Below are 24653 nucleotides of genomic sequence, written 5' to 3' on the forward strand. Positions count from 1 at the left end.
GGCCGAAGCACCGTAGATTTTGACATGGCAACAAAGTATCCACCTCGGACGGTCGCAGTTAAGGTCACAGACAGGCAAATTATGAACAATGACTCAGAGAACGTGTTAGATAATGCTTCTGCGCGCGCCCGAAGGATCGACAATGTGACGCTGACCGACCGGGCCTACGAGATGATCGAGATGCGGATTGTGGTGCTGGATCTGGAGCCGGGGCAGGTGCTGTCTGAATCGCAACTTGTCGAGGAACTGGGCATAGGCCGCACCCCTGTGCGCGAGGCGTTGCAGCGGCTGGCGGCCGAGGGTCTGGTTGTGGTGATGCCACGACGCGGGGTCATGGTGTCCGAGATCAACATAGCCAAGCAATTGCTGCTGCTGGAACTGCGGCGCGAAGTGGAACGGTTATGTGCCTGCAAGGCAGCGCAGCGAGCCACCGAGGCAGAGCGAGAGCATTTCACGGAACTGGCCGCCAAGCTGGCCGCCTCGGCGGACGCAATAGATTACGACGCGTTCATGCAACTTGACCTTGAGTTCAACCGGGCTGTCCTGGCCGCTTGCCGCAACGAGTTTATTGAACGGTCGATGCGTCGTATGCAGGGACTGTCGCGACGGTTCTGGTTCCAGAATTACCGCGTGGCGCTCGACCTGGAACGCTGTGCAAACCTTCACGCCGATGTTGCGCGCAAGATCGCCGAGGGTGACCGGGCGGCAGCGGGCGAGGCATCGGATAAGCTGATGGACTATATCTACGAGTTCACCCGCGCGACCCTTTGAAGCGCTGCGCGCCGAGCAGCCGGCGGTATTTTCCCACAAAGAGGTCGCGGCCTTTTGTAAGGCGTGTCAGCGTGTCGCCGGGGCCGCGCATGGTACCGGCCAAAGCCAATAGGCCCGGCAGGGGCAGGTGGGTGGCGCCGAGGCGTGGGCCGACAGGCACGAGCATGGGGGCATCGCGCCAGGGCCGATAGGGCGTCTGGGTGTCGATCGGCTTGCCCTTGGCGGCCGCGCGGAGGGTTTTCGTCAGGTAAGGGGTTTGGCGGAGCGTGCCGACGATGGTCATTGCGTCGCCGGTGGCGGCCATGTCGCCGCCCGCGAGCAGCCCCGGCAGAGCGCCCGGTGCGGGTCGCAACCATGCGTCTGTCACCACGCGCCCCGCGCCGTCGAGGCGCACTGAGGGCAGCGCGGAGAGAAGGTCGGTGCAGGGAATCGCGCCGAGCGCGGGGAGCACGAGGTCTGCCGCGACGTCTTGCCCATCCGAAAGACCCAGAGGGCCGTCCTGCGCATCCATGCCGGCAGCAATGCCGGGCGCGGTGCGATGCGTGATGACTTTGACCCCCAGCCTGTGCAGCCGGTTCATGAGTGCGCGGCCCAGCCGCTCCGGCTGGTCAGGCATCGGATTCGGGCCGGCGGCGATCAGGGTGATCTGCACGTCGGGCCGGGCCGTCGCGATTTCGCCCGCGAGTTCGGTGCCGACCGGACCCGCACCGACAATGGCGATATGTCGGGCCTGCGCGATGCGGTCCGAGAGTGTTCTGTGCGCGTCGAGGAAAACTTCAATGTCTTCCGCTGAGGATTTGAAGGGCAGGTTATAGGAGGAGCCAGTGGCAACAAGGGTGAAGTCGCTCGCTATCTCCGTGCCATCCTCAAGGGTTACGCCTTTGGAATGAAGGGCGTCGACACGGCCCCGAACAAACCGGCCTTCGCGCAGCAGGCCGTCATAGGGGATCGTCGCGGCCGTCAGCAGGTCGGGTTCGACCAATGCGCGGATCATGGCGGGAGCGTGGAGGAAGGCCGGTTTCGGCTCGACCAGGGTGACGTCCATCACCCGGTCGAGCCGGCGGGCCACGTCGCAGCCGACATACCCGCCGCCGACGACAAGGAGCTTTTGTCTAGAAGCCAAGGACTTTCTCCGGCAGCCAGAGAACCATCTGCGGGAAGGCCATCACCAGCGCCAGCGTGAAGAGTTGAAGGATGATGAAGGGCACGACCCCCTTGAACATGTCGGGCATGGTGATCTCCGGCGGTGCGATGCCGCGCAGGTAGAAGATGGCCGGGGCCATCGGCGGCGATAGGTAGCTGGTTTGTATCACGATCAGGAAGAGGATGCAGAACCAAACCGGGTCGAAGCCGAGCTGCGTGACGATCGGAATGAAGACCGGCAGGAAGATCAGAAGGATCGAGATCCATTCCAGTGCGAAGCCAGCGATGAAGACGATGATCAGGAACACCGCCAGCGTGGCCCAGGGGCTGAGATCGGAGGCGGCGATCAGTTCGGTCGTGACACGGGTGCCGCCCGCACCGACGAAGACGCCCGAAAACATCGAGCCTGCCAGCAGGATCATGAGGATCATCGACGTGACCTTGACCGTGTTCAGCAAGGCAAGGCGCAGTGTCGTCCAGGTAAGCGTGCGGTAGACCGCCGCCAGGATCACGGCCCCGAAGGCGCCCATCGCCGCCGCCTCTGTCGGAGAGGCGAGACCCATCATGATCGAACCCAGCACCGCGAAGATCATCAGCGCCGCCGGCAGGAAGGCCGTCACCGTGATCCAGAGCCGCTCGCCCAGCGTTGGCAGATACTCGTCATCCGAGACGAGCGAGCCGTCCTGCGGGCGCAGGTAGCAGCGGCCTATGATGTAGATGACGTAAAGCGTTGCCATGGTCAGGCCGGGGATGATCATGCCGATGAAGAGATCGCCGACCGATACGTCCGCGATCGGCCCCATGATGATGACCACAACCGAGGGCGGGATTATGGTGCCCAGCGAGCCGCCGGCGCAGATCGTGCCCGAGATGAGTCCCTTGTTGTAGTTGTGTTTCATCATGACCGGGATAGCCAGAAGCCCCACCACGGTTTCTGTCGCGCCGATCACGCCTGTGGAAGCGGCGAAGATGACGCACATGAAGATCGTACCGACCCCCAGCCCGCCAGGCAGGCGGCGGGTCCAGATATGGACCGCGTCGAAGAGGCGTTCCGCGATGCCGGATTTTTCCAGCATGGTGCCCATGAAGACGAAGAGCGGCACGGCGGCGAGCACGAAGTTGCCCGCGACCTCGTCGATCTTGTCGATGAACTGGTAGATGACGGTGTCGCCGAAGGTGATGTAGCCGAAGATCGTGGCGACGCCCATCAGCGAGAAGGCGATCGGAAAGCCGGTCAGAAGGATCAGCAGCAAGACCGGGAACATCCAGAGTGCGAGATATTCCATGGCTCAGACCTCCTTCGCGTCGGGGGCAAACAGGACCTGGAGGCAGCCGAGCGCTTCGGCGATGGCCTGGAGCACCATCGCCACGAAGGCCGTGAAGAATACGAGGTGATAGGGCCAGACGACAGGGTTCCAGGCGCTTTCACCGGAGCGTTCGCCCCATTCATAGGCCTCGATCATGTAGTGATAGAGCGCGAAGGTCAGCCAGATGCCGATCGGCAGGAACAGAAGCAGGTATCCCGCGAGATCCAGAATGGCCTTGAGACGCGGCGAGAAGCGGCAGGCGAGGACGTCGATGCGCACATGCTGGCCGTCGCGCAGGGCGTAGGCGGAGCCCAGCAGGAAGGAGGCGCCCATTGCCATGTAGCCGATTTCGTAGGCCCAGATGGTCGGCTGGTTGAAGACGTAGCGAGAGATGACCTCGTAGACCGAGGCGAGGATCAGAGGGACGAGGATCAGGGCCGAGAAATAGCCCAGGACACCACTGATCGCTCCGATGAAGCGGCGAATGGATGTAATCATGTCAGAGTTTCCTATGAACGGCGAAGCAGCCCCGGCCCCTCAGCGGGTCGGGGCTGCGCCTGTCCGGTTGGGCGTTCAGTTGGACGAGCTGTCCTGCGGCGGCAGGGCCATCTTGCGATAGCTGTCGGCCTCCGACCATGCGGACTCGAACTCACGCTGGGAGGCGAGCACGCGCTCGAACCATTCGTTGCCCTCGGCCTGGCGGTCGGCCCATTCCATGCCGAGGCGCTTGGCGGCGTCCTTTACCTCGTCCTCCAGGACGATGATCTCGTTGCCGTTCTCGCGGTAGAATTCCAACGCCTTGGCGTCCTCGTTTCCGAGGCGCATCCAGCTTTCGAACGTCACCAGCATGGCGGCGAGCTTAACCATTTCCTTGTCATGGCCCGACAGGGCCTCGAAGGCGGCGTCGTTAATGATCAGCTCATACGGCCCGACGGGCTGGTGCACGCCAGGGATAACCACGTATTTGGCGATCTGGTAAAAGCCGGGCGAAACGTTTTCATAGAGCGAGCCCCATTCGGTCGCGTCGATGGTGCCGCGTTCGAGTGAGGTGTAGACCTCGCCACCGGCCATGGTGACGGGCGAGGCACCCAGCTCGTTGGAAATCTCCAGCCACGCCCCGGCGGTGCGCATCTTGAGACCTTGCAGGTCCTCGAGCGTCGAGACGGGTTTCTTGGAATGCAGGAAAACCTCGGCGGGGCGCATAAAGAGCGGCATGGAGACGATGCCGAAGCGATCCCGGCGGAATTCGGTCCAGAGTTCCTGGCCGCCGCCCTGATAGAGCCAGTGCAGCATGCGCTCGCTGTCCATCGAGCCGGCGAAACCGCCGAAGAGCACGGTGGTCTTGTCCCTACCCCAGTCGTACCCCATCCATGTGTGGCCGACCTCGGCCACGCCCCGTTTCACAGTGGTGGAGACGTCGAGCGCCTTGCCCAGCGTACCGGCGGGAAACACCTCGATCTCGACACGGCCTTCGGTCATTTGCGACACGCGCTCAGCGAAGGCTTCGGCGCCCAGTTCCATCAGCGGACCGCCGGTGACGGTAGTGGCCATTTTCCATTCGTGTTCGGCGGCGAGCGCCGCGCTGCTCAACAGAGCGCCGGTCATGCTGGCGGCCAGCGCAACGGTCGCGATGCCTTTCTTCCACGGTGACATAAGATTTCCTCCCTATTCGGTTTCTTGCAGGCTCTTCCCTTCCAAACCGTCATTCTTCTTAGGTATCGTCGACGGAGACGGACGTTTGTCGGCGCCGGAGAGCTGCATCGGAGACTCGTAAACGACTTTTGATCGACGGTCAATATGCAAGTAATACGTAACTAATATGTCATACTGAAGTGGTCGAAAAGCTTTATGAAATTGGCCTCGGAGAAGCAGAGTGATCCGGCCCTTGTTTCACGGGACACCTAAGCGATTTCGGTTTTGGCCTTTCTGAACTCGCGCGGGCTTTGTCAGGTTGTTTTACCGCGACGTGACCAAGACCGGCACCATCATTATGCGGTCATTTCAGCCGCATAATCGTTCCACAGGCTGAACGCATCAGCCCGAGATTGGCGATAGGATACTGCGGAGAGGCAATGGCGCTTCGGACGGAACAAGGTTGCGGTCTGATCGTGAACGGAAAGAAATCTCTCCACTTGGCGCGAAGATTTGAAGCGGCCCATGATCTTTTCTCGTCGCCTTGTGTGTCGATGCGAAGCCTCTGACCGGTTGTTCAACCCCTTGTGCGAGCGGTGCTCGACGCTTGGGCAAAGCCCCCGGACGGCGACGCCACAGCTGCGGAGCTTGTCGGTCACAATGACCCGCGGTACGCCCCATCGCCGCACCAGTTTTCGAAGAAATCGCTTGGCAGCATGGGCATTCCTACGACTTTGGACCAGGATCTCCAGCACGTCGCCATTCGTATCGTCCGCCCGCCAAAGCCAGTGCTTCTGGCCTCGGATCGAGATCACGACCTCGTCGAGGTGCCATTTGTCGGTCGGGGCCGGGCGGTCGCGACGGATACTCGCGGCGACCTGCGCACCGAACCGTTGGCACCAAACACGGATGCTTTCGTAGGAGACGATCACACCTCGCTCGGCCAGCAGATCTTTCGACATCGCGCAGGCTCAGTGCAAAGCGGTGATACGCCCAGACGGCGTAAGAGATGACGGAACGGGGGAAGCGGAAGCCCTTCAGGCGAGGCTGTGAAACTTTGCTGATCATGACAGAGGGCTATGCATGCAGCTGGGTCGGGTCAACAACCTGACAAAGCCGGCAGGGGGCCTGAAGGCGGCGCTATGTCGTGCATTGCGTGGGGAGTTCGAACAGGTCGACGAACCTGTGACACAGGCCCGCAACTCCAGTGATCTCAACGCCAACCGTTTCGGGGGCCATGTTACCATAAAACACCGCAGCTAATGGCGGGGCGGCGGGAGCCGTGAAGTGCAGGTCGGAGGCGTTAGTTTCCCCGCGTGTCACAGGCATGGCACCGTCTTCAAGGCGGGCCGTAAAGCGCGCCTTGCCGATGGTAAACTGAACAACAACCTTCATCCCTTGCGCGGCGTCGGTTTTGAGCATCGTTCTCAGCGATAGCATAAAAGACACCGGCGACAGGGGCAACGTCGGGTCATGCAATGGCGAGGCGGCGGCCCAACGTCCGAGCTCGCTTATGATCGGTTCAGCCGCATAGCCCCAGTCCGTCAGACCATAAAGTTGCGCGGGCGCGGGGTCCGGCGCAGTTGAACGCACGATCACGCCATTCGCCTCAAGCCCGGCGAGCCGTTCGGTCAATACTTTGGCGCTTAAGCCGGGAAGGCTGGTGCGAATATCACTGAAACGGCGCGGCCCGAACATCAGCTCGCGCACGATTAACATGGACCAGCGCTCGCCCAGCAGCTCCAACCCAAATGCCGCGCCGCAGGCATCTGCGTACCAGCGCCCATGGGGGGATTCTGCCGATGTGGTATCTTTTTGTAACTTCATGGTTGCCTTTAATAACCGATACCCATTAGCTTGTCCATATCGGCCATACGAATCGCGAGAAATCCCATGTCACAGCACATGCAATATCCAAGTTCGTAAATGGCGCTGCCGAGGGGCCATAGTCAAAGACGATAGGCCGCCCTGTCGTGATCAATGATTGGCGCATGCCAAGACGCTAAGAGGAGACAATTGATGACCTATGTTGCCGGGATCCTGACCCCCGTCCCGAATGAAAACAAAGAGGCCTATATCGCAAGCGTCCGCAAGGCTTGGCCATTGTTCAAGGACTATGGAGCCTTGCAGATGGTGGAGGCCTGGGGCGATTATATCCCCGAAGGCGAACACACCGATTTCAAAAGCGCCGTGGCGCTGAAGGATGGTGAAACCGTCTGTTTTTCCTGGATCATCTGGCCCGACAAGGAATCCCACGACAAATGCGGCGCAAGTATGGAGAGCGATCCGCGCTGGCAGGACATGGATATGCCTTTTGATGGCAAGCGGATGATGTGGGGCGGGTTTACCCCGATCGTTGAGGAAAAGGCTTAAACTATGAATGACGGTACTCGATCAGAACTTACTATCTGGACCTTTGATTGGGTGCCCGATGGCCCTCGCGGTTATGTGCGGGACTTGCGACTGCGGTGGGCTTGTGAAGAGGCGGGGTTGGACTATCAGGTTCGCTCCGTCCCCTTCGACGACCGCAACGCCGACCACCTGAAACAGCAACCGTTCGGGCAAGTGCCGTTTCTGACGGATGGCGACCTGCGCCTTTTCGAAAGCGGCGCATGCCTGTTGCATCTTGCTGAGAAGAGCGAGGTCTTGATGCCACAGGACGCAGTGACAAAAGCAGAAACGCTCTCGTGGGTCATTTCTGCGTTGAACTCGGTCGAGATGGTCAGCCTGCCGTGGTGGTTTGTCGGCCTATCGAACCCGCCAGAGAACCAGCTTGACGGCTGGCTCCGCTCGCGTCTTGACGTGCTGGAGGGTGTGTTTGCCGCGCGCGCCTGGCTGGTCGATGAGCGGTTCACCGCCGCCGATCTGATCATGGCGGACGTTCTGCGCCTGCCTTGGGTTCGTGGGCTTGGCAGCTATCCAGCAACAGATGCCTATGTGGCCCGGATCTGTGCCCGCCCCGCCTTTGAAAAGGCTCTTGCCGACCAAATGGCGCATTTCGCCGCGGCAGACGCAATGCGCGCCGCTGAAACGTAAAACTCTTTGAAAGACCTGTTATGAATACCCAAACCAGCACCAAATCCCTCAATACCCTTTTGCCCGCCGTTGCACTTTTCTCTGCAATGGCGCTGCCCGCTACCGCGGAGCACGCTTCGGGTCGGGTCATGTCCGGCGATCTTGGTGTCTACTATGAGGTTTACGGTGACCTTGCATCGGACGTGACACCATTTCTCGTCCTGCATGGCGGTATGGGGACAATCAGCAGCGACTTTGGCGATTTACTGCCCGTTCTGGCCGAACAACGCCCCGTAATCGGGATCGAACAGCAGGGCCACGGGCACACTGGGGGCCGCGATGCACAGGTCTCTTTGGAAGTCATGCGCGACGACACGCTGGCGGTACTTGATGCACTAGAGGTGGATCGTGTGCATGTGGTGGGCTTTTCCATGGGTGGCATGCTGGCGATGGAGTTGGGCGTGACAGCGCCGGAGCGGCTTGAAACCCTCTCTGCGATCTCGGTTAGCCAGAACCATGAGTGTATGCACCCGGCCATTGTGGAAATGAACCTCAACCCCGGCGCGGCCCCATCACCTGAGGCGTTGGAACTGATGCCGACAGAAGAGGACTTTGCCGGGATGAAGGACGAGTATGCAGACAATCCGGACGGCCCCGAGCAATTCGAGCGCACGATGCAACAGCTTCACACACTGATCGTCAGTGATTGGGGCTGGTCCGATGAAGAACTAGCGGCGATCGGGGTGCCCACGCTGTTGTTGCTGGGGGACAACGATTTCACGCCTGTTGACCATGCCGCGCAGATGGCCGGGAAGATCAGAGCGCAGTTGGCCGTACTGCCCGATACGACACATATGTCGATCATGTCACGCCCGGATTGGCTGGCACCCTTGATTGCAAACCGGATCGCGACCGCTGAAGAATGATAGCGCGAACCTGATGCTGGATGAAGAGATGGCAGAGATCATTGGTAGTCCCGATTGCGGCAACTCGCCCAGGAACAAATTTGCCCAGGACATCGCGATTGCTCTGGAAGTCGGCGCGGATAAGCCCGAACAATTTGACGCCAAAGCTGTTTGGACGCGTTCCTCAGAAGAGCACATCAGGGGGCGTGACGCCCTAATTGCGGCGATTAACGCGAAAAGAAATCCGGACAAAATCATTGTCGAACACGCAATCTCACACGGCAAGACCAGCGCTGTCAGCGGCGAGGTGATTTTGGCAACCGGCGAAAGTTATCGCTTTTGCCACGTGATTGCATTCACCACTGCCAAAGCCAACTGCGTGGCCGCTGTTGTAAGCTATGGGTGAGCCTCTCTCATAGGGGATTCAGCAGGGGTCCTGTTCCTCGAAATCATGATCAAGAAAAACCGACGCTTCTGGTTCTGCGTTTCGAACTGTTCTGATCTCCTCATGTCGCGTTGCCCGAGCAGTTGTACTGACTGAGGGAATTGCTTCTGATAGTCTCAGAATATGAGCAATGCATACAAACCTGCACATCAGAAGCTCTCGTTTGTCACAGCACACGACGGGGTCCGAATTGCAGTGGCAAGAATGGGTAAGGGCCCGACCATTCTTAAGGCTGGCAATTGGCTAAGCCATGCGACCCATGATGAAGAAAGCCCTATCTGGCGGCACTGGCTGCAAGAGCTTTCCCGGGACCACCAGTTCATCAGATATGATTTACGCGGTTGCGGGCTATCGGATCGTGACGTCGAAGACATTAGTTTTGATGCTTGGTTGTTCGATCTGAAAGCGGTGGCAGACGCCATTGACGGACCAGTTACGCTTCTGGGCCTGTCACAGGGGTGTGCACTGTCGATAGCATTCGCCTTGCGGCATCCCGAAAAGGTGGAACGGCTCATTCTGGTTGGATCATATGCTCAGGGCATGCTGGCTCGTAGCGACACTCCAAATGCACGACTTGAGGCGGATACCCTCGCAAACTTGGTCCAACTTGGATGGGGCAAAGAGGTCCCGGCCTTCAATCAGGTGTTTACCCACCTCTTTGTTCCATCTGGTACGCCGGAACAGCATAGTTGGTGGCGACGTCTTGAACGGGAGAGTGCATCGCCAGAAATCGCGCTCCGCACATTGGAGGTCCTGCATAAGATTGATGTCTTGGCAGATGCAGCGAAGCTCGATGTGCCTACCCTCATTTTTCATGCAAACGACGATGCGCGCATTCCCTTTGATGAAGGCCGCAAGCTGGCCGCCGTCATTGCTGGCGCTCAGTTTGTTGCGCTGGACACCTCAAACCATATCTTGCTCGAAAATGAACCCGCCTGGGAGGTGTTCCTCAAAACGCTCCGTGCGTTCTTGCCTGAGACAAAGACACTTCGTTCTGTCCGCGCCACTTACCATCTGACCAATGCCGAAGAAGATGTTGTTGCACTGGTGGCCAAAGGAATGGGGAACCACGAAATTGCCAATGTTCTAGGGAAATCCGAAAAAACGGTGCGTAATCAGATCACTGTGGCACTCGATAAAGTCGGTGTGCGCAGCAGATCAGAATTGATCGTCAAGCTTCTTTCTGACGGATAGGACGTTGGCCCCAAGGATTTGCGCATCAATGGCGCGCTACAGGGACATTCGCCTCATGCGGAATTTTTATCTGGGTGGTTGATTGCTTCCATCAATCACAGATGGGAACGGCACATGTACAGGGATATCGAATTTACGTCGGAGGGCGCGACTTTACAAGGCAGGCAGTACCGCTCAGCAGGGAGCGCAAGACCCACAATTGTCATGACACACGGCACCAGCGCCACGATTACGATGGCAATCGATTGTTACGCTGAAGCTATCTTTAAGGCTGGGTTTGATGTTCTCCTATATGATCACAGGAATTTCGGTCTAAGCGGTGGTGAACCAAGACAAGAGATAAACCCTTGGGTGCAGGCGCGCGGATATCGTGACGCCGTGGCGTTTGCGAGGGAGCACCTGCAGACGGACCGTGTTGCTCTTTGGGGGGATAGCTATACTGGTGGTCTTGTACTGGTTGCAGGCGCTCTCATTGAAAATGTTTCGGCCATCGTGGCTCAAATACCCGTTTGCGGCGCAACATGGCCTGAGGGTCCGACAGATGGCCCGGCCTTTGATACCCTTCGCGACCTGTTTTACAGCGCAGATTTGCGCGGTGAACCAGAGGATGTAGTTGGTCCTATGCCTGTTGTCTCGCTCGACCAGATTAACGCCCCTTCCTTGCTTGCGCCGCCACAAGCGTTTCGATGGTTTCTGGAGTATGGCGGTCGGCATGGCAGCGGTTGGGAGAACAAGGCGACGCGGGTTATCCCCAAGACGCCAGTTCCTTTTTCCCCGTTGGTGACGGCTCCTCACCTCAAAATGCCAGTCCTGATGATGAACGGGAAGAACGATGAAATGGTCCATTGCAACTCAGAGCTACAAGACGCGGTGTTCGATAGGATTGGGGGACCGAAAGAGAAAGTCATTATCGACGGCGGACACTTTGGTCTTTTGTGGGAGGATAGTCCGAACTTCTTGAAAGCCGTAAGCACGCAAATCGAATTTCTTAATCGGGTACTTTAGCGCATAATTCGAACAGCGGACCTTGGCGCAAGAGAACAGATCGCAACCGATATCAGCTCGGGGGCGATCCCTGCAACAACGCCCAGCTTCACCGAGAACGTCCACGGTCCTGAGAGCACAACGGGAGTGAGTAAGGGTTCTGGTTGCTTCCGACGGGAACAACATCGTGCTCATCGAATTGCACTCCTGTTGCGCTGTGCTCGATGCAAGCCCGGTTCACTGACATCCTCATTTAGCCGGATGGTGTTCCCAATCCTCGGGCTTTGGCAGCTCCTCAAACGTGTGTTCCGGCACCGGCGAAGGCAGCGTCCACTCCAAAGTATCGGCGTATTCGTTCCAGTAACTTGCGCGGGTCTCGCGCCTACCGGCCAGCAGCGTGTAGAAGATGATCCCGATGAACAGAAGGAACGACGCGAAGGAGAGGAGCGCACCCCAGCTTGATACCGCGTTCCAGAAACCGAATGCCTCGGGATAGTCGATGTATCGGCGCGGCATGCCCTGGCGACCTAGGAAGTGTTGCGGGAAGAATGTCAGGTTGGCGCCGACGAAGAACATCCAGAAATGCAGTTGGCCTGCCCTTTCCGGGTATTGCCGACCAGACATTTTTGCGAGCCAGTAGTAGATACCGGCAAAGAGAGCAAAGATTGCGCCGACGCTCATCACATAGTGGAAATGCGCGACTATGTAGTAGGTGTCGTGATAGATCCGATCCACGCCCGCCTGTGCTACAACAACGCCCGTAACGCCGCCGATCGTGAAAAGGAAGATGAAGCCGATCGCGAACAGCATGGGCGTCCTGAACTGGATCGATCCCTGCCACATTGTCGCGAGCCAGGAAAACACCTTGATACCGGTCGGCACGGCGATGGTCATTGAGGCGATCTGAAAGTAGCTCTGCTGCGTGATCGACATACCGACGGTGAACATGTGGTGCGCCCAGACGAGAAACCCCAGCGTGCCGATCGCGATTAATGCCCAGACCATCGGCAAGTAACCGAAGATCGGTTTTCTCGAGAATGTCGCGATGACATGGCTGACAATACCGAACCCCGGCAAGATTACGATGTAAACCTCGGGATGCCCGAAGAACCAGAAAAGGTGCTGATAAAGGTTCGGATCCCCGCCGCCAGAAGGATCGAAAAAGGTCGTTGCGAAGTTGCGATCAGTCAGCAGCATAGTGACCGCGCCTGCCAGCACCGGCACCGCCATGAGCAGCATCCAGGCGGTTATGAAGATCGACCAGGCGAAGAGCGGCACCTTGAACAGCGTCATACCCGGTGCGCGCATGTTCAGAAACGTTGTAATCATGTTGATCGCACCCAGGATCGAGCTGGCACCCGAGACGTGGATCGCGAAGATCGCCAGATCCATCGACATGCCGCCATCGCGCACCGAAAGCGGCGCATAAAACGTCCAGCCCACGCCGGCCCCGTGCGACCCATCCCCGCCCGGTGCAAAGAAAGACGCGGAGGCAAGGGCGGTCCCAGCAACGAAGAGCCAATAACTGAGATTGTTGAGCCTCGGAAACGCCATGTCGGGCGCACCGATCATCAGCGGCATGAAGTAGTTTCCGAACCCACCGAAAAGGGCCGGGATCACTACGAAGAACATCATCAGCACGCCATGATACGTGACGAGGATGTTCCACATGTGCCCGTTGGGCGTACATTCCGCGGCTGAGGGCCAGAAACGTAGGCCCTCCAGGCACATGTACTGTACCCCAGGCTCCATAAGCTCTAGCCGCATGAAGACCGAGAACAGCACCGCGACCAGACCGACGGCGGCGGAGGTGAACAGGTAGAGGAGGCCGATATCCTTGTGATTGGTCGACATGAACCAGCGCGTGAAAAAGCTGCGGCGGCCGTGGTCCTGGTTCAGCATCGCTTCGCTCATGGCAGCCTCTTTCGGTAGGTTTCAAAATTAGCCGTGAGCGGCAGTTCAACGCCAACTGCGACCCCGTCACATATTTGGTATTTGCATGGCCAAATATTCTCTGGCATATTTCGTATTGTCAATACCAATTAAAGGAACACGCATGCGCCTTGCCTCTTTCACCGATTATGGGTTGCGGGTTTTGATGCGTCTGGCCGGAACACCTGACGAGGCTGTTTCAACCGGTCAGATCGCTGACGAATTCGAGATTTCGCAGCATCATCTGGCCAAGGTCGTCCGGGATCTAGGTCGTGGCGGCTTCGTCAGCAGTCGACGCGGCCGAAGCGGCGGGTTGCAGCTCACCAGGCCGGCGCAAACCATCACGCTGGGTGAAGTCGTGCGCCACCTCGAACAGCGCTTCGCCATCGTAGAGTGTTTCCGGGAGGATGGCGGCTCGTGCGTGTTGCGGCCACGATGCCAATTGAAGCCCCGGCTGGCCGCCGCGCGCAATGCATTCATGTCCGAGCTTGATCGATCAACAGTCGCCGATTGCGCTTGGCATGGCGGCGGGTCTGACGGTCCAGAGATCGCGGCAGAATGAGGCGCGAAAAAATGGAAAAGACCGATGACAAAGATCGAACTTGTCGGGGCATCGTCAACTTATCGGATCTTGCCGAAAAGGAGCCCCACAGCCCTGGTCAAACGGCCTTCAACTCACATGTGATGTCGTCCCAAATGCTGTGAGCTGTCAATGTGCATTCAAAACTGACCCGGTTTGATCATTTGAAAATGACCCGCCCCTGAGGTGGCAAAGCCCGCAGACGAGCGGCCCCCACATAGCAGGCTCGTCTATGGGCTTTGCGTTGGCCGGTTCAGGTTTTCTGGCGTGATTTGCTTTGGGCGAAGCGGTAATACGTATTGCCCGTCTCGATGATGCTGCAGTGGTGCGTGACGCGATCAAGCAGGGCAGTCGTCATCTTGGCGTCATCGAATACAGACACCCACTCGCCGAACTCAAGGTTGGTCGTGATGATGACACTGGTGGTTTCATACAGTTTGCTGATCAGATGAAACAGCAGCGACCCGCCGGATTTTGGAAACGGAATATAGCCAAGCTCGTCGATGATCACGCAATCCAGCGCTGTCAGTTGCTTGATGATCTTTCCGGTGTTTCCCTCAGCCTGCTCCGCGATCAGGGCATTGATCAGATCGACGGCGTTATAGGAGACCGTTCAATTGTCTGGCGTGCAATTCTCATTGGGCCATGGGAGGCTTCGACTTTTGATGTAAAGTGGAGGGAACCGCTCTTCGCGTTCGAGGGCACGCGATTGGCTGAACTGGACGCGACCGCTTCACTGGCTTTGATGAATCAGGGTTTTGTCGGTTGGGGGGACATTACGGTGATCTCCGACGGCGAAGAATGCCTCAAGCGCTTGGCGGGCATGTTGCCGCAGCCAGCGACCCACATTCTAGATTGGTTTCACATTTCGATGAAACTTCAGCCGCTTGCCCAGATGGCGCTGACCGCGCCCCAAGGTTACGGGCTGTTTGAACAAGATATTGATCGCATCAAGTGGAGACTTTGGAACGGGCAGTCGAGGCGAGCGTTGGATCTAATTGCGCTCGTAAGAAAGCCGCTCTCCTCCAAGACAGGCCACTGTCTCTGGGCGCGCCGCGCAGACAAGCTCCTTGAGAAGCTCAACACATATAGCAGTCGAAATGGCCGATCAGTGATCAACTATGGCGAGCGCCATCAAGCAGGACAACGCCTTGCGACATCGCCGACAGAAGCAAGCGTGAATTCTCTCGTCGCCAAGCGGTTCGTCAAGAAACAGCAGATGCGATGGTCGCGAACCGGAGCGCAGTATCTGCTGAAAGTGCGCGCGGCTATACTGAACGGTGACCTCTCGGAGCGAACCCGCTATGACCCGCCCGAGACTGAGGGATCGCCTTATGTGGCAAGTCTGCTAAACCCAACGCCACCGCTCCTCAAAGCGGCATGACCCCAGACAATTGAACGGTCTCCATGCGTTCCAGCCAGGACCCTTTGGGTATGGATTTGCGGCCTAACCTGCTCAAGCGTGACATCGCGCCGATGATCAGAAGGCGCCGGATGTCAGACTGTCCTGCCTTCGACATGCGCCCCAGACGGGGTTTGCCGCCTGATGAATGCTGTCGCGGCACGAGGCCCAACCAAGCCGCAAAGTCGCGGCCCCGGGCGAATGTCTCCAGTGGTGGAGCAAACGCCTCAATGGCGAGGGCGCTTAGAGGGCCAACCCCCGGCATCGTCTGAAGACGTTTGGCCGTTTCCGTCTCCGTGGACAACGCTTTGATCCGCTTTAACTTGGCCGCGATCCGTACCGTGGTCTCTTCGATCAGTTCCAAAAGGTCTCGACATTCCTGGCGAACCAGGTCCGGAAGATCGCAATTTGGATCCTCAAGGATCTCATACCCGCGGCTCACATTCCCGATGCCCTGCGGGATAGTGTGTCCGAACTCGTAGAGGATTGATCGCAGGCCTTTTACCAGCTCGGTGCGCTGGTTCACTAAACGCTCCCGGTTCCGGAACAGGATCGCACGGGCCTGTTGGTCCTTGGTCTTGGGCGGAACAAACCTCATCTCCGACCGCTGCGCGGCGATGACGATAGCTTCAGCATCCGCAGCATCATTCTTCTGGCGTTTCACAAATGGTTTCACATACTGCGGCGCGATCAGTTTCACCTCGTGACCCACCCCGGACAACACTCGCGCCCAGTAGCTGGCACTGCCGCAGGCCTCCATGACGATCACGGCAGGCGGTTGCGTAGAAAGAAACGCGCGAAACTGTGGCCGGGACAGCTTCTTGCGAAATTTCAACTGCCCGGTCATGCTGGCCCCATGAAGATGGAAAACATTCTTCGCCAGGTCCACTCCGATCATTGTATCTATCATTCGCCGTCCTTTCCTTCTTGTGGCTTTGAACACCACGACCTTGGCACATTGCGATGCCGTTTGGGGAGGACGGCAACCACCCCATCTGAACAACCGGTCAGAAGCTTCGCATCGACACACAAGGCGACGAGAAAAGATCATGGGCCGCTTCAAATCGCCCGGCCAAGTGCAGCTCTTTTTGTCTGTCCACGATCAAGTCCAAACCGTATTTCGCCCTCGCCGCCACAAACTATCCGCCCCTGCCTATCGACAATCTCGCTCAGATGCTCACAGCATTTGGGGCGACATCACATGTGAGTTGAAGGCCGCTTGACCAGGGCTGTGGGGCTCCTTTTCGGCAAAATCCGATAAGTTGACGATGCCTGGAGCCGACAAGATCTACAAAAACTGCTTTCACATTCCTGTGGACTGGAAAATCGGCAAGCAATTGGTCAAGGCTCGGTTTGGATAACTTGGGTGAAGTGCATCCTGGATATCGTCGCAACTTCAGATATCTGGGCCTTGTCGTGACTTATGTCTTTTACTGGCACAGTCAGGGATCACGAGAAGGAAGAATTTGCCGACGAAACCACTTTTTCGCAGTTCAGAAACCCTTGCTTCCCATCGTAGATGACGGTTTTGCGCGGACCAGGAGCATCAATTTCCAGATGTTTTTCCAGCGATCATGCGCAGCGCACCACGCAGTGCTCGGGCTTCTAATTCCTCGCCCAGATAGGGGTCGGCGGTATAGCCCATGCGCTTCATCGCCTCGCCTTCCCGGTCATGTCGTGGAAGTGCAAGCGATGACCAGAACAGCCTCAGTCTTCCCTGCCAGCTTTGCGAATTGTTCTTCAGGATTGCCAGTGCAGGCAACAGTTGCCGTTCGATATCGTCGAAATCGGTTCCGAGGGGGAAATCGGGCAAGAGATCACGATGCGGTCGAAGCCAGCCGGACAGCGTATGAGGGCTGTTTCTGCGATGGGCGGCGCGAATCTCGTAATTGGCAGGAATTTTTCCGGCGGATTTGGCTTGATCAAGTAACTCCTCCTGAAAGCGGCTGTCGGCGATGGCAATCATTCGCGCCACCACTTCGGCATCGGGCTGCCCCCGCAGATCGGCGATCCCATATTCGGTGACCACGATATCGCGCATATGGCGCGGAACGGTCACGGCGGGCAGGTGCCAGAGAATGTTCGATTCCGCTTTGCCACCGCTCATCCGGGTTGCGGGCAGGGTGATGACTGACCGCGCGCCCTCCAGCGCAAAGGCCTGAGACACGAAATCAAACTGGCCGCCAACGCCGCTTACAACCTGGCCGTCCTTCACCATGTCCGACATCACGTCGCCCAGAATGCCGGCCTTCATCGCACCGTTGACAAAGCGCGCGCCAACGCGCGCGGTGCGCTTGGCACCTTCATCTCCGTAAAGCGCGTTGGTAAAGCTGACCGGCATCATCTGGATCTTTGCCCGCCGTTCAGCTGGCATTTCACGCAAGCGACGATAGAAATCTGTCGTTTCGACAAAGAACCCGGCATGGATCGCCGCACCGTTGACCTCGCGGCGGATTACGCCCTTTTCAAAAAGCGCCAGCAACCCACCCACCAGCATCTCGGTCGCGGCATAAAGCCCTTGGGTGAATGGTGCCGTTTCGTCACCCAGAGCGAGAAACGGGCTGTCGTCGATGAGCGGCGCTATCTTGCCGCGATGGCGCAGCAAAAGCGCATGGGAGACCGCATCGCCGATTGAGCCGATTCCCACCTGTAGCGTCCCGCCATCGGGCACCAGCGGGGCCACATGCAGGCCAATGGCGTGATCAACCTCTGACACGGGCCGTCTGACGGCCGAGAAAAGCTCGAACTGTGGATGACCGTCCAGAACCAGCGCAACCTCGCTAGGGACCACCTCGGCCGGGCCAGGCATGAAGGGCAATTCGCCCGACACTTCGCCGACGAACAGAAAATCCAAACTTCCCTCGGCCCTGAAGCGCAGGAGATCGGCGGAAATATCGGTATTTGACGACAGGCTGAAGCGGCCTTTGTCTTTGGCCAGAAGCTGCATCATTACATTCGGCGATTGCCCGACCAACACATCGCGGGCATGGGTGTAATTGGCCGAAATATAAGATTGCTGCGCCGCATCGACGCCCAGCCAGCGACCGGCAAGGAAGAAAAACTCGTTCACGGTGATATTGGGCGGCAGCGTTCCCTCATGCAGCATCCGTGCATACCCGATCTTTGGATAGCGCCCAAAGAGGCGGTCCATTGCAGGCTCAAGAAAACAACGTTCCATATCGGATGATGGGACGGGCCGCTCCAGCGTCAGTGCGGTGAAAATCGACAGGCTGACCGACGGATCATCCACCGCCGCCTGGGTTAGCGCGTTCAGGATCGTCACCGGCTTACCCAAGCCGAGTGGCAGCGCCAGCCGAATGTCGCCGCCCGTGTAATCTATGATCCGATTGACTATGTCGGTCGGATCATCGGTTCGTATGTGCGGTCTCTCAACCAAGATCATCCCAGCCACGATCAGGGGTAAAGCGGGGGCCGAGTGTGTCGGCCAATTCCGTCAGGCGGCCTTTGATCTCGCCGATGCCCCGCGTTCGGGCATAGTGCATAGGACCACCCCGGAAAGGCGGAAATCCGGTGGCAAAGATCATCGCGCCGTCGATTTCGTTTTCAGTCCGCGCCACATCGCGGCGCAGGCATTCAACACAGGCATCCAGCATCGGCAGGATCAGTCGGTCGGTCAAATCGGCGGGGCCAGTGCCTTCGGTGTCAGGCTCCGGCGTGCCGTCTTTCCACTCATAAAAGCCGGAGCCGGATTTCCTGCCCGTCTGCCCCGCCTCGACTTTCTCGCGCAGGCTATCCGAAATATCGGCCATCGGCTTTTCCAGCTTGCCACGCAGACTTTCGGCCACGTCCAGGCAGATATCGAGGCCTACCTGATCGGCCAGCGCCACCGGACCCATCGGCATTCCAAACTCCGTGGCAGCGCTGTCGATCACCTCTTTCGTCACGCCTTCGTCCATCAGGACCATTGCTTCCATCAGAAACGGGGTCAGCGCACGGTTCACCAGAAAGCCCGGATAATCCTGCACCAGCGCCGGGAGCCGGTTGATCGACCCGCAAAACGCCGCGAGGCGGTCGACGACTACCTTTGAGGTCTTGGGATGCGCCACGACCTCGACCAGTTGCATCTTCGAGACCGGGTTGAAGAAATGCAGGCCCGCAAAGCGGGTTGGCGCGCGCACCTTTCCTGCAAGTTCGGTCAGCTCCAGACTGGAAGTGTTGCTTGCCAGGATCGCGCCCGCCTTCATCCGCTTACCGAGATCGGCATAGATATCGCCCTTGAGATCGGGGCTTTCCGGCACCGCCTCGATCACCAGATCGGCCTGTGCCACGCCATAGCCTTCGGGGTCGGGGATTAAACGGTCCAGCGCATTGCGGGTCTCGATCCCGCTCAGGTGCTGCGCCTCGCAGATCGTCTTTGCCTGTTTCACGGCCTGCGCCAGTGGGCCCAGTTCAAGATCGCCAAGCGTCACCTTTTTGCCTTTGATTGCAACCCAGGCGGCAATCTCGCGGCCCATCGCGCCAGCACCCACAACATGGACATGGGTGATCTCGTCCTCGCCTTTGGCATTGTCTTTCAGCCCCTGGCGCAGGAAAAATACGCGGCGCAGGTTTTTGGAGGTTTCGGTGTCAAGCAGTCTGGCAAAAGATGCGATCTCGGCCTCCTGCATGGCCTCGCGGTCATCGCCATGGTCTTCCCAAAGCGCAATCAGCGCGTGAGGGGCGGGATAGTGTTTCTCGGGCGCGTTCTCGGCGGCTTTTGAACGCATCTGTCGCGCGGCAAAGCTGCGGGCCGCTCTCAACCGATAAGAGTTCGAAATCAGGCCCTGTTCATGCTTCTCGACCTTGCCCGCAACAACCGCACGCACGGCAGCAGGCACATGGCGTTCCGGGCAGATCAGATCGACAATGCCCAGTTCTTTCGCCTTTTTGGTATGGGCAGTCTTGCCGGTCAGCATCAGGGTCATCGCCTCGACCGGATCAATCAGCCCGGTCAACCGTAAAGTGCCGCCCAGCCCCGGGTGCAGACCCAGCATGACCTCGGGAAAAGCGAACGACGCACCCTCGACCGCAATCCGGTAATCGCAGGCCAGCGCGATCTCGAACCCGGCACCAAGGGCCGCACCATGGACCACGCAGATCGTCGGGCAGGTAAGCGCCGCGATCCGATCCAAAACCCCGTGCCCTTGCTGCAGCAACTTTGCTGCGCCGTCGTCGGATATCTCGTCAAACCCAGATATATCGGCCCCGGCCGCAAAGCCGACCCGCTTGGCCGACCGGATAACCAGCGCCTCAGGCACGTCCTTCTCAAGCGTGGCCACGTGGCGGTCGAGCTCGTGGATCACCTCCTGCGATACGGTGTTGGTGGTGCTGTCCTTGCGGTCGAAAACCAGCCAGGCAATTCCGTCTTCGCCCCGCGCCAGACGCCAATGGCCTTGTCCGGCCTGTGTTGCGGGGCCGAACTCCATTTCGGTAGCTTCCAGATGTTTCAACACTTTGCCTGGCATCACACAGCCTCCAGCATCATCGCGCCGCCCAGTCCGCCACCGATGCATTCTGTGGCGATACCGGTTTTGGCACCGTTGCGTTTCATAGCGTTTGCCAGATGCAGGACGATCCGGTTGCCGCTGGTGCCCACCGGGTGGCCCAGCGAAATCGCGCCGCCATCAACGTTCAGCCGACCGCGGTCAATCCGCCCGAACGCGCCGTTTAGCCCCAGAACCGTCTTGCAGAACGCCTCGTCCCCCCAGGCGGCGAGACAGGCCAGAACCTGCGCGGCAAACGCCTCATTGATTTCCCAAAGGCCCACATCCTCAACACTCAGTCCCTGACGTTTGGTGATCGGCGTCGCGGCCATGACCGGCCCCAGCCCCATGATCGAGGGATCAAGCGCTGCCCATTCGCTGTCGACGATCCGGGCCAGCGGCGTCAGCCCATGTTCTTCCACCGCTGCTTCCGAGGCCAGGATCACCCAGCTTGCGCCATCGGTGATCTGGCTGGAATTGCCAGCGGTCAATTTGCCATAGGGCCTCTCGAACACAGGATCGAGCTTGGCGAGGCTGTCCATGTCGCTATCGGGGCGCACCCCGTCATCTTGATCGTAAGCGTTGCCGTCGCGATCAAACACGGGCAAAACCTCGCCCTTCAAGTGGCCTTGCCCTTGCGCTTCTGCCAGTCGGTGATGGCTATCCATCGCATAGGCATCGGCGGTTTTGCGGTCGATATCGAAACGATGTGCCAGCACTTCGGCTGTCTGGCCCATGTTCAACTCGGTAATCGGGTCAGTCAGGCCACGTTCGAGCCCGATAATCGGTTTGAAAAATTCCGGCCTGAGACCGGCCATCGCCCGGGCGGTGGCCAGAGGGTCTTTCGCTTTTGCCATGTTGCCGAACCATTCGACGGCGCTCTGACGCAACACAAGCGGCGCATGGCTCAGCGCCTCGGCCCCGCCTGCCAGGATCATCTGGTGGCTGCCATCGCGGATGTAGCGATAGGCAGTGTCGATGGATTGCATCCCCGACCCACAGTTGATCTGCATGGTGAAGGCCACCATTTCCTCGCCCAGCCCAAGGCGAAGCGCGGCGACACGGGCGGGGTTCATCTCATCCTGAATGACATTCACGCAGCCCAAGATCACCAGATCAATCGCCTGCGGACCAAAAGGCTGGCGCAAAAGCAGCGGCCGACCGGCCTGCACCGCCAGATCGACGGGCGTGAACGGGCCGGGCTTGCCGCGGGCTTTCAGAAACGGTGTGCGGGCGCCATCTACCAAATAGACAGGTCGGTCGGATTTTGCGGTCTTCATTCAGCGGCCTCCTTACGAGTATCAGAGCTGTCGGCCAGGCTTGGAAAATAGCGCCTCAGGTCTTTGGGGCTAAACTCATCCACCGCGACCACTTCGCTCACGATCTTTTCCATCGCGCGTATCGCGTCGACCTCGGCATCGCTCAACACACCGGCCTCGCGCGCCTCTTGCGGTGTTTTCTTCAGCTCGCGGAGCCGCTTCATCAGTGGCTCGGTTCGGATGACGCTGTCATAGGCATCGTTCAGCACGCGGATACCATCCCGCTCGCACCCGCCGTAAATCCGTCCCAGTATCCGGTCTCTTGCTGCGGAGCGCTCATAGATCAGATCACTACAGGCTTTGACCAGATCATCATCCGGTCCCCGTGTGGCAACACGCGGCAGGGTCACGGCGCGGGCAAACCAAGCGGCCCACCAAGTTGGAAGATTGGTCAGCACCCCGTCCAGCGCGTCCGAGATCCGAGCCTCGGCCCGGTCAATCGTATAGCGCAAGACCGGAAGGTCAGCCTTTTGCCGACCTTCGTCACCCCAGCGTTTCAGCGTGGCAGAGGCGATGTAAAGCTCTGACAGGACATCGCCCATCCGGGCCGAGATCATCTCGCGCCGCTTTAGCGCACCGCCCAGCGTCAGGAAACACAGATCAGCAATCAGCGCATAGGCCGCCGACCAGCGCGCCAGCCGCCGGTAAAGCGGCTTTGCCTCGCCGACATCGGGCATCGGCCCAAAACGCCCGCCCGACCAGGCCCGGCCAAGCGCGCGGAAGGCCAGACCCGAGGTGTGGCGGACATGCGCCCAGAGGCTTTTGTCGAATTTCTCCAGCGACGTCTCACCGTCCTCTTCCTGAAGCGCCATCATGTGGTCGAGCATATGAGGGTGGGCGCGGATTGACCCCTGGCCAAAGATGATCAGGTTGCGGGTGACGATATTGGCGCCCTCGACCGTGATGCCGATGGGCACGGCGCGGTAGAGGTTCAACAGGTAATTCGACGGCCCGTCAATCACCGCTTTGCCGGAATGCACATCCATCGCATCATTCAGCGCCTCGCGCATCCGGAAGGTGGCATGCGCCTTCATGATTGCCGAGATTACGGAAAGGGCGCGGCCCTCATCAAGCCCGGCACAGGTGAATCGACGCGCGGCATCCATCGAATATATATCTGCGGCCAGCCGGCCCACCCGAGCCTGCACCCCGCCGAACTTTCCGATTGGCAGGCCGAATTGCTGGCGGATGCGGGAATAGGCCCCGGTCGTATGGGCCGAAAGCGCAATGGCGGCACAACTCATTGACGGCAGGGATATGCCGCGCCCTGCGGCCAGCGCGCTCATCAGCATCATCCAGCCGCGCCCGGCATAGTCCTTGCCGCCAATGATGTGATCGAGCGGAATAAATACGTCCTTGCCGGTTGTCGGTCCGTTCATGAACATCGTCGAGGACGGGATGTGACGACGCCCGGTTTCCACGCCCTTAAGGTCAGTCGGCACCAGGGCGCAGGTGATGCCGATATCCTCTTCGCCGCCCAGATGGCCATCGGGATCGCGGAGCTTGAACGCTAGGCCCAGCACCGTGCAGACAGGGGCCAGCGTGATATAGCGCTTGGCCCAGTTGAGCCGGATGCCCAACACCTCATTGCCTTTCCATTTCCCCTTGCAAACCACGCCTTCGTCGAGCATCGCCGAGGCGTCCGAACCCGCGTCGGCGCTGGTCAGCCCGAAGGCCGGCAATTCGCGCCCGTCAGCCAAGCGGGGCAGCCAGTGATCGCGCTGCGCCTCGGTGCCGAATTGCATCAACAACTCGCCGGGCCCCAGTGAATTGGGAACCATCACCGTAACGGCGGCGGCGATGGATCGCGTGGCAACATACCGCACAATCTCGGAATGCGCGTAGGCGGAAAATTCCAGACCCCCATAGGATTTTGGGATGATGATGCCGAAAAAACCCTTGTCGCGCAGATGCTGCCAGACCGCTGGCGAAAGGTCGGCATCTTGCTGATTGATCTGCCAGTCGTCGATCATTTCGCACAACTCGCGACATGGCCCATCAATGAATGCCTGTTCGGCATCACTCAGTTTCGGTGCTTTGATTTCAAGCATGCGGGACCAATCAGGATTACCCGAGAAAAGATCCTTCTCCCACCATACCTCACCGGCGTTCAGTGCTTCAGATTCGGTGTCGGACAGGGCTGGCAGCGCATCTTTGGCCCAACGATAAATTGGTTTGGTAAGATAGTCGCGGCGAAAATCTGACATGGCATACCTCCACATCATGTAACCCGCGAGCCCCTGTTTAGTTCCAAAAGGCCGCTAGAAGACATCACGATTTTAACAGATCATGCGCACTGTCAGTGATCACCGAGGGCTGGTTTTCATGGCTTCCAACGCCAATTTAGCCGCTGTTCCGGTCGCGTCCCGGGTCAGCGTCGGGTCGACCTTCAGCCCGATCCGCGTGCCGGGTTTCATCTCGTCCTCGGTGATGTGATCGCCAATCAGCCGTTCTGACAGTGTCTTGCTCTTCTTTCGCCAGCCTTTCTATTGTCAGAGACATACAGTGACGGGCCCCATCCACGGCGGCCATGAACGCGGC

General features: G+C 58.9%; 19 protein-coding genes and 3 pseudogenes. 9 read left to right on the forward strand and 13 right to left on the reverse strand.

The annotated features are described in order from the left end of the window. Positions 1–144: 144 nt before the first annotated feature. Positions 145–771: a GntR family transcriptional regulator gene (locus BHD06_RS12270; protein ID WP_217805663.1), complete on the forward strand. Its 627-nt coding sequence runs from the start codon at positions 145–147 to the stop codon at positions 769–771. On the opposite strand, the gene BHD06_RS12275 is transcribed toward BHD06_RS12270, so the two are convergent. The 6 genes and pseudogenes from BHD06_RS12275 to BHD06_RS12300 all read right to left on the reverse strand — a co-directional run bounded on the left by BHD06_RS12275 (position 752) and on the right by BHD06_RS12300 (position 6680). Further along, positions 752–1894 carry an NAD(P)/FAD-dependent oxidoreductase gene (locus BHD06_RS12275; protein WP_139784711.1) on the reverse strand — a complete coding sequence of 381 codons (1143 nt, stop codon included), beginning with the start codon at positions 1892–1894 and terminating at the stop codon, positions 752–754. The two genes, BHD06_RS12270 and BHD06_RS12275, sit on opposite strands and share 20 nt — an antisense overlap. Next, positions 1884–3200: a TRAP transporter large permease subunit gene (locus BHD06_RS12280; protein ID WP_080457296.1), complete on the reverse strand. Its 1317-nt coding sequence runs from the start codon at positions 3198–3200 to the stop codon at positions 1884–1886. The genes BHD06_RS12275 and BHD06_RS12280 overlap by 11 nt, the downstream gene beginning before the upstream one ends. A gap of 3 nt (positions 3201–3203) precedes the next feature. Beyond that, positions 3204–3719, reverse strand: a complete 516-nt coding sequence (locus BHD06_RS12285) for a TRAP transporter small permease subunit (RefSeq protein ID WP_080457297.1) — start codon at positions 3717–3719, stop codon at positions 3204–3206. Between the two features lie 75 nt (positions 3720–3794). Continuing rightward, the gene (dctP, locus tag BHD06_RS12290; protein WP_080457298.1) at positions 3795–4874 is read right to left on the reverse strand and encodes a TRAP transporter substrate-binding protein DctP; all 1080 of its coding nucleotides are present in this window, start codon (positions 4872–4874) and stop codon (positions 3795–3797) included. 335 nt (positions 4875–5209) lie between these two features. Next, positions 5210–5921 (reverse strand): annotated as a pseudogene (locus tag BHD06_RS12295) (IS6 family transposase). 72 nt (positions 5922–5993) lie between these two features. Next, complete coding sequence (locus BHD06_RS12300; protein ID WP_080457299.1) at positions 5994–6680, reverse strand: helix-turn-helix domain-containing protein; 687 nt, start codon at positions 6678–6680, stop codon at positions 5994–5996. A 192-nt stretch (positions 6681–6872) separates the two neighbouring features. On the opposite strand from BHD06_RS12300, the gene BHD06_RS12305 reads away from it, so the two are divergent. The 6 genes from BHD06_RS12305 (at position 6873) to BHD06_RS12330 (ending at position 11417) form a co-directional block, all read left to right on the forward strand. Then, the gene (locus BHD06_RS12305) at positions 6873–7226 is read left to right on the forward strand and encodes a DUF1428 domain-containing protein (RefSeq protein WP_080457300.1); all 354 of its coding nucleotides are present in this window, start codon (positions 6873–6875) and stop codon (positions 7224–7226) included. 3 nt (positions 7227–7229) lie between these two features. Then, positions 7230–7889, forward strand: coding sequence for a glutathione S-transferase family protein (locus BHD06_RS12310; protein ID WP_080457301.1), 660 nt, complete (start codon positions 7230–7232; stop codon positions 7887–7889). 20 nt (positions 7890–7909) lie between these two features. Continuing rightward, complete coding sequence (locus BHD06_RS12315; protein WP_080457302.1) at positions 7910–8794, forward strand: alpha/beta fold hydrolase; 885 nt, start codon at positions 7910–7912, stop codon at positions 8792–8794. A 28-nt stretch (positions 8795–8822) separates the two neighbouring features. Beyond that, a complete protein-coding gene (locus BHD06_RS12320) occupies positions 8823–9179 on the forward strand; it encodes a hypothetical protein (RefSeq protein ID WP_080457339.1) in 357 nt (118 codons plus the stop codon). Positions 9180–9341: 162 nt separating this feature from the next. Further along, positions 9342–10412, forward strand: a complete 1071-nt coding sequence (locus BHD06_RS12325) for an alpha/beta fold hydrolase (protein ID WP_080457303.1) — start codon at positions 9342–9344, stop codon at positions 10410–10412. A gap of 114 nt (positions 10413–10526) precedes the next feature. Then, a complete protein-coding gene (locus tag BHD06_RS12330; protein WP_080457304.1) occupies positions 10527–11417 on the forward strand; it encodes an alpha/beta hydrolase in 891 nt (296 codons plus the stop codon). 228 nt (positions 11418–11645) lie between these two features. Here the strand turns inward: BHD06_RS12330 and ctaD are convergent, their stop codons facing one another. Continuing rightward, positions 11646–13310 carry a cytochrome c oxidase subunit I gene (ctaD, locus tag BHD06_RS12335; RefSeq protein WP_080457305.1) on the reverse strand — a complete coding sequence of 555 codons (1665 nt, stop codon included), beginning with the start codon at positions 13308–13310 and terminating at the stop codon, positions 11646–11648. A gap of 142 nt (positions 13311–13452) precedes the next feature. Between ctaD and BHD06_RS12340 the strand changes: the two genes are divergently transcribed. Next, positions 13453–13890, forward strand: a complete 438-nt coding sequence (locus BHD06_RS12340) for an Rrf2 family transcriptional regulator (RefSeq protein WP_080457306.1) — start codon at positions 13453–13455, stop codon at positions 13888–13890. Between the two features lie 271 nt (positions 13891–14161). Here the strand turns inward: BHD06_RS12340 and BHD06_RS12345 are convergent. Further along, positions 14162–14512, reverse strand: a pseudogene (locus tag BHD06_RS12345) (ATP-binding protein); the annotation flags it as partial. 766 nt (positions 14513–15278) lie between these two features. Then, entirely contained in the window at positions 15279–16208 is a 930-nt protein-coding gene (locus tag BHD06_RS12355) for an IS110 family transposase (RefSeq protein WP_217805664.1), read from the reverse strand. A 97-nt stretch (positions 16209–16305) separates the two neighbouring features. On the opposite strand from BHD06_RS12355, the pseudogene BHD06_RS12360 reads away from it, so the two are divergent. After that, positions 16306–16533 (forward strand): annotated as a pseudogene (locus BHD06_RS12360) (IS6 family transposase); the annotation flags it as partial. A gap of 323 nt (positions 16534–16856) precedes the next feature. Here the strand turns inward: BHD06_RS12360 and BHD06_RS12365 are convergent. The 4 genes from BHD06_RS12365 to BHD06_RS12380 are packed head-to-tail and all read right to left on the reverse strand — an operon-like array spanning position 16857 to position 24337. Next, the gene (locus BHD06_RS12365) at positions 16857–18707 is read right to left on the reverse strand and encodes an acetyl-CoA hydrolase/transferase C-terminal domain-containing protein (protein ID WP_254892395.1); all 1851 of its coding nucleotides are present in this window, start codon (positions 18705–18707) and stop codon (positions 16857–16859) included. Continuing rightward, positions 18700–20775, reverse strand: a complete 2076-nt coding sequence (locus tag BHD06_RS12370; protein ID WP_080457310.1) for a 3-hydroxyacyl-CoA dehydrogenase NAD-binding domain-containing protein — start codon at positions 20773–20775, stop codon at positions 18700–18702. The genes BHD06_RS12365 and BHD06_RS12370 overlap by 8 nt, the downstream gene beginning before the upstream one ends. Further along, the gene (locus tag BHD06_RS12375; RefSeq protein WP_080457311.1) at positions 20775–22073 is read right to left on the reverse strand and encodes an acetyl-CoA C-acetyltransferase; all 1299 of its coding nucleotides are present in this window, start codon (positions 22071–22073) and stop codon (positions 20775–20777) included. The genes BHD06_RS12370 and BHD06_RS12375 overlap by 1 nt, the downstream gene beginning before the upstream one ends. After that, entirely contained in the window at positions 22070–24337 is a 2268-nt protein-coding gene (locus BHD06_RS12380) for an acyl-CoA dehydrogenase (protein WP_307718129.1), read from the reverse strand. Before BHD06_RS12380 ends, BHD06_RS12375 begins: the two co-directional genes overlap by 4 nt. Positions 24338–24653 lie beyond the last annotated feature (316 nt).

The organism is Roseovarius sp. A-2, from assembly GCF_002072155.1.
GTDB lineage: Bacteria > Pseudomonadota > Alphaproteobacteria > Rhodobacterales > Rhodobacteraceae > Roseovarius.

Excerpts from the sequence above, each read along its gene's own strand:
- BHD06_RS12280 (WP_080457296.1), bottom strand. The coding sequence starts at position 3,200 with ATGGAATATCTCGCACTCTGGATGTTCCCGGTCTTGCTGCTGATCCTT.
- BHD06_RS12285 (WP_080457297.1), bottom strand. The coding sequence starts at position 3,719 with ATGATTACATCCATTCGCCGCTTCATCGGAGCGATCAGTGGTGTCCTG.
- dctP (WP_080457298.1), bottom strand. The coding sequence starts at position 4,874 with ATGTCACCGTGGAAGAAAGGCATCGCGACCGTTGCGCTGGCCGCCAGC.
- BHD06_RS12300 (WP_080457299.1), bottom strand. The coding sequence starts at position 6,680 with ATGAAGTTACAAAAAGATACCACATCGGCAGAATCCCCCCATGGGCGC.
- BHD06_RS12305 (WP_080457300.1), top strand. The coding sequence starts at position 6,873 with ATGACCTATGTTGCCGGGATCCTGACCCCCGTCCCGAATGAAAACAAA.
- BHD06_RS12310 (WP_080457301.1), top strand. The coding sequence starts at position 7,230 with ATGAATGACGGTACTCGATCAGAACTTACTATCTGGACCTTTGATTGG.
- BHD06_RS12315 (WP_080457302.1), top strand. The coding sequence starts at position 7,910 with ATGAATACCCAAACCAGCACCAAATCCCTCAATACCCTTTTGCCCGCC.
- BHD06_RS12320 (WP_080457339.1), top strand. The coding sequence starts at position 8,823 with ATGGCAGAGATCATTGGTAGTCCCGATTGCGGCAACTCGCCCAGGAAC.
- BHD06_RS12325 (WP_080457303.1), top strand. The coding sequence starts at position 9,342 with ATGAGCAATGCATACAAACCTGCACATCAGAAGCTCTCGTTTGTCACA.
- BHD06_RS12330 (WP_080457304.1), top strand. The coding sequence starts at position 10,527 with ATGTACAGGGATATCGAATTTACGTCGGAGGGCGCGACTTTACAAGGC.
- ctaD (WP_080457305.1), bottom strand. The coding sequence starts at position 13,310 with ATGAGCGAAGCGATGCTGAACCAGGACCACGGCCGCCGCAGCTTTTTC.
- BHD06_RS12340 (WP_080457306.1), top strand. The coding sequence starts at position 13,453 with ATGCGCCTTGCCTCTTTCACCGATTATGGGTTGCGGGTTTTGATGCGT.
- BHD06_RS12355 (WP_217805664.1), bottom strand. The coding sequence starts at position 16,208 with ATGATCGGAGTGGACCTGGCGAAGAATGTTTTCCATCTTCATGGGGCC.
- BHD06_RS12370 (WP_080457310.1), bottom strand. The coding sequence starts at position 20,775 with ATGCCAGGCAAAGTGTTGAAACATCTGGAAGCTACCGAAATGGAGTTC.
- BHD06_RS12375 (WP_080457311.1), bottom strand. The coding sequence starts at position 22,073 with ATGAAGACCGCAAAATCCGACCGACCTGTCTATTTGGTAGATGGCGCC.
- BHD06_RS12380 (WP_307718129.1), bottom strand. The coding sequence starts at position 24,337 with ATGATGTGGAGGTATGCCATGTCAGATTTTCGCCGCGACTATCTTACC.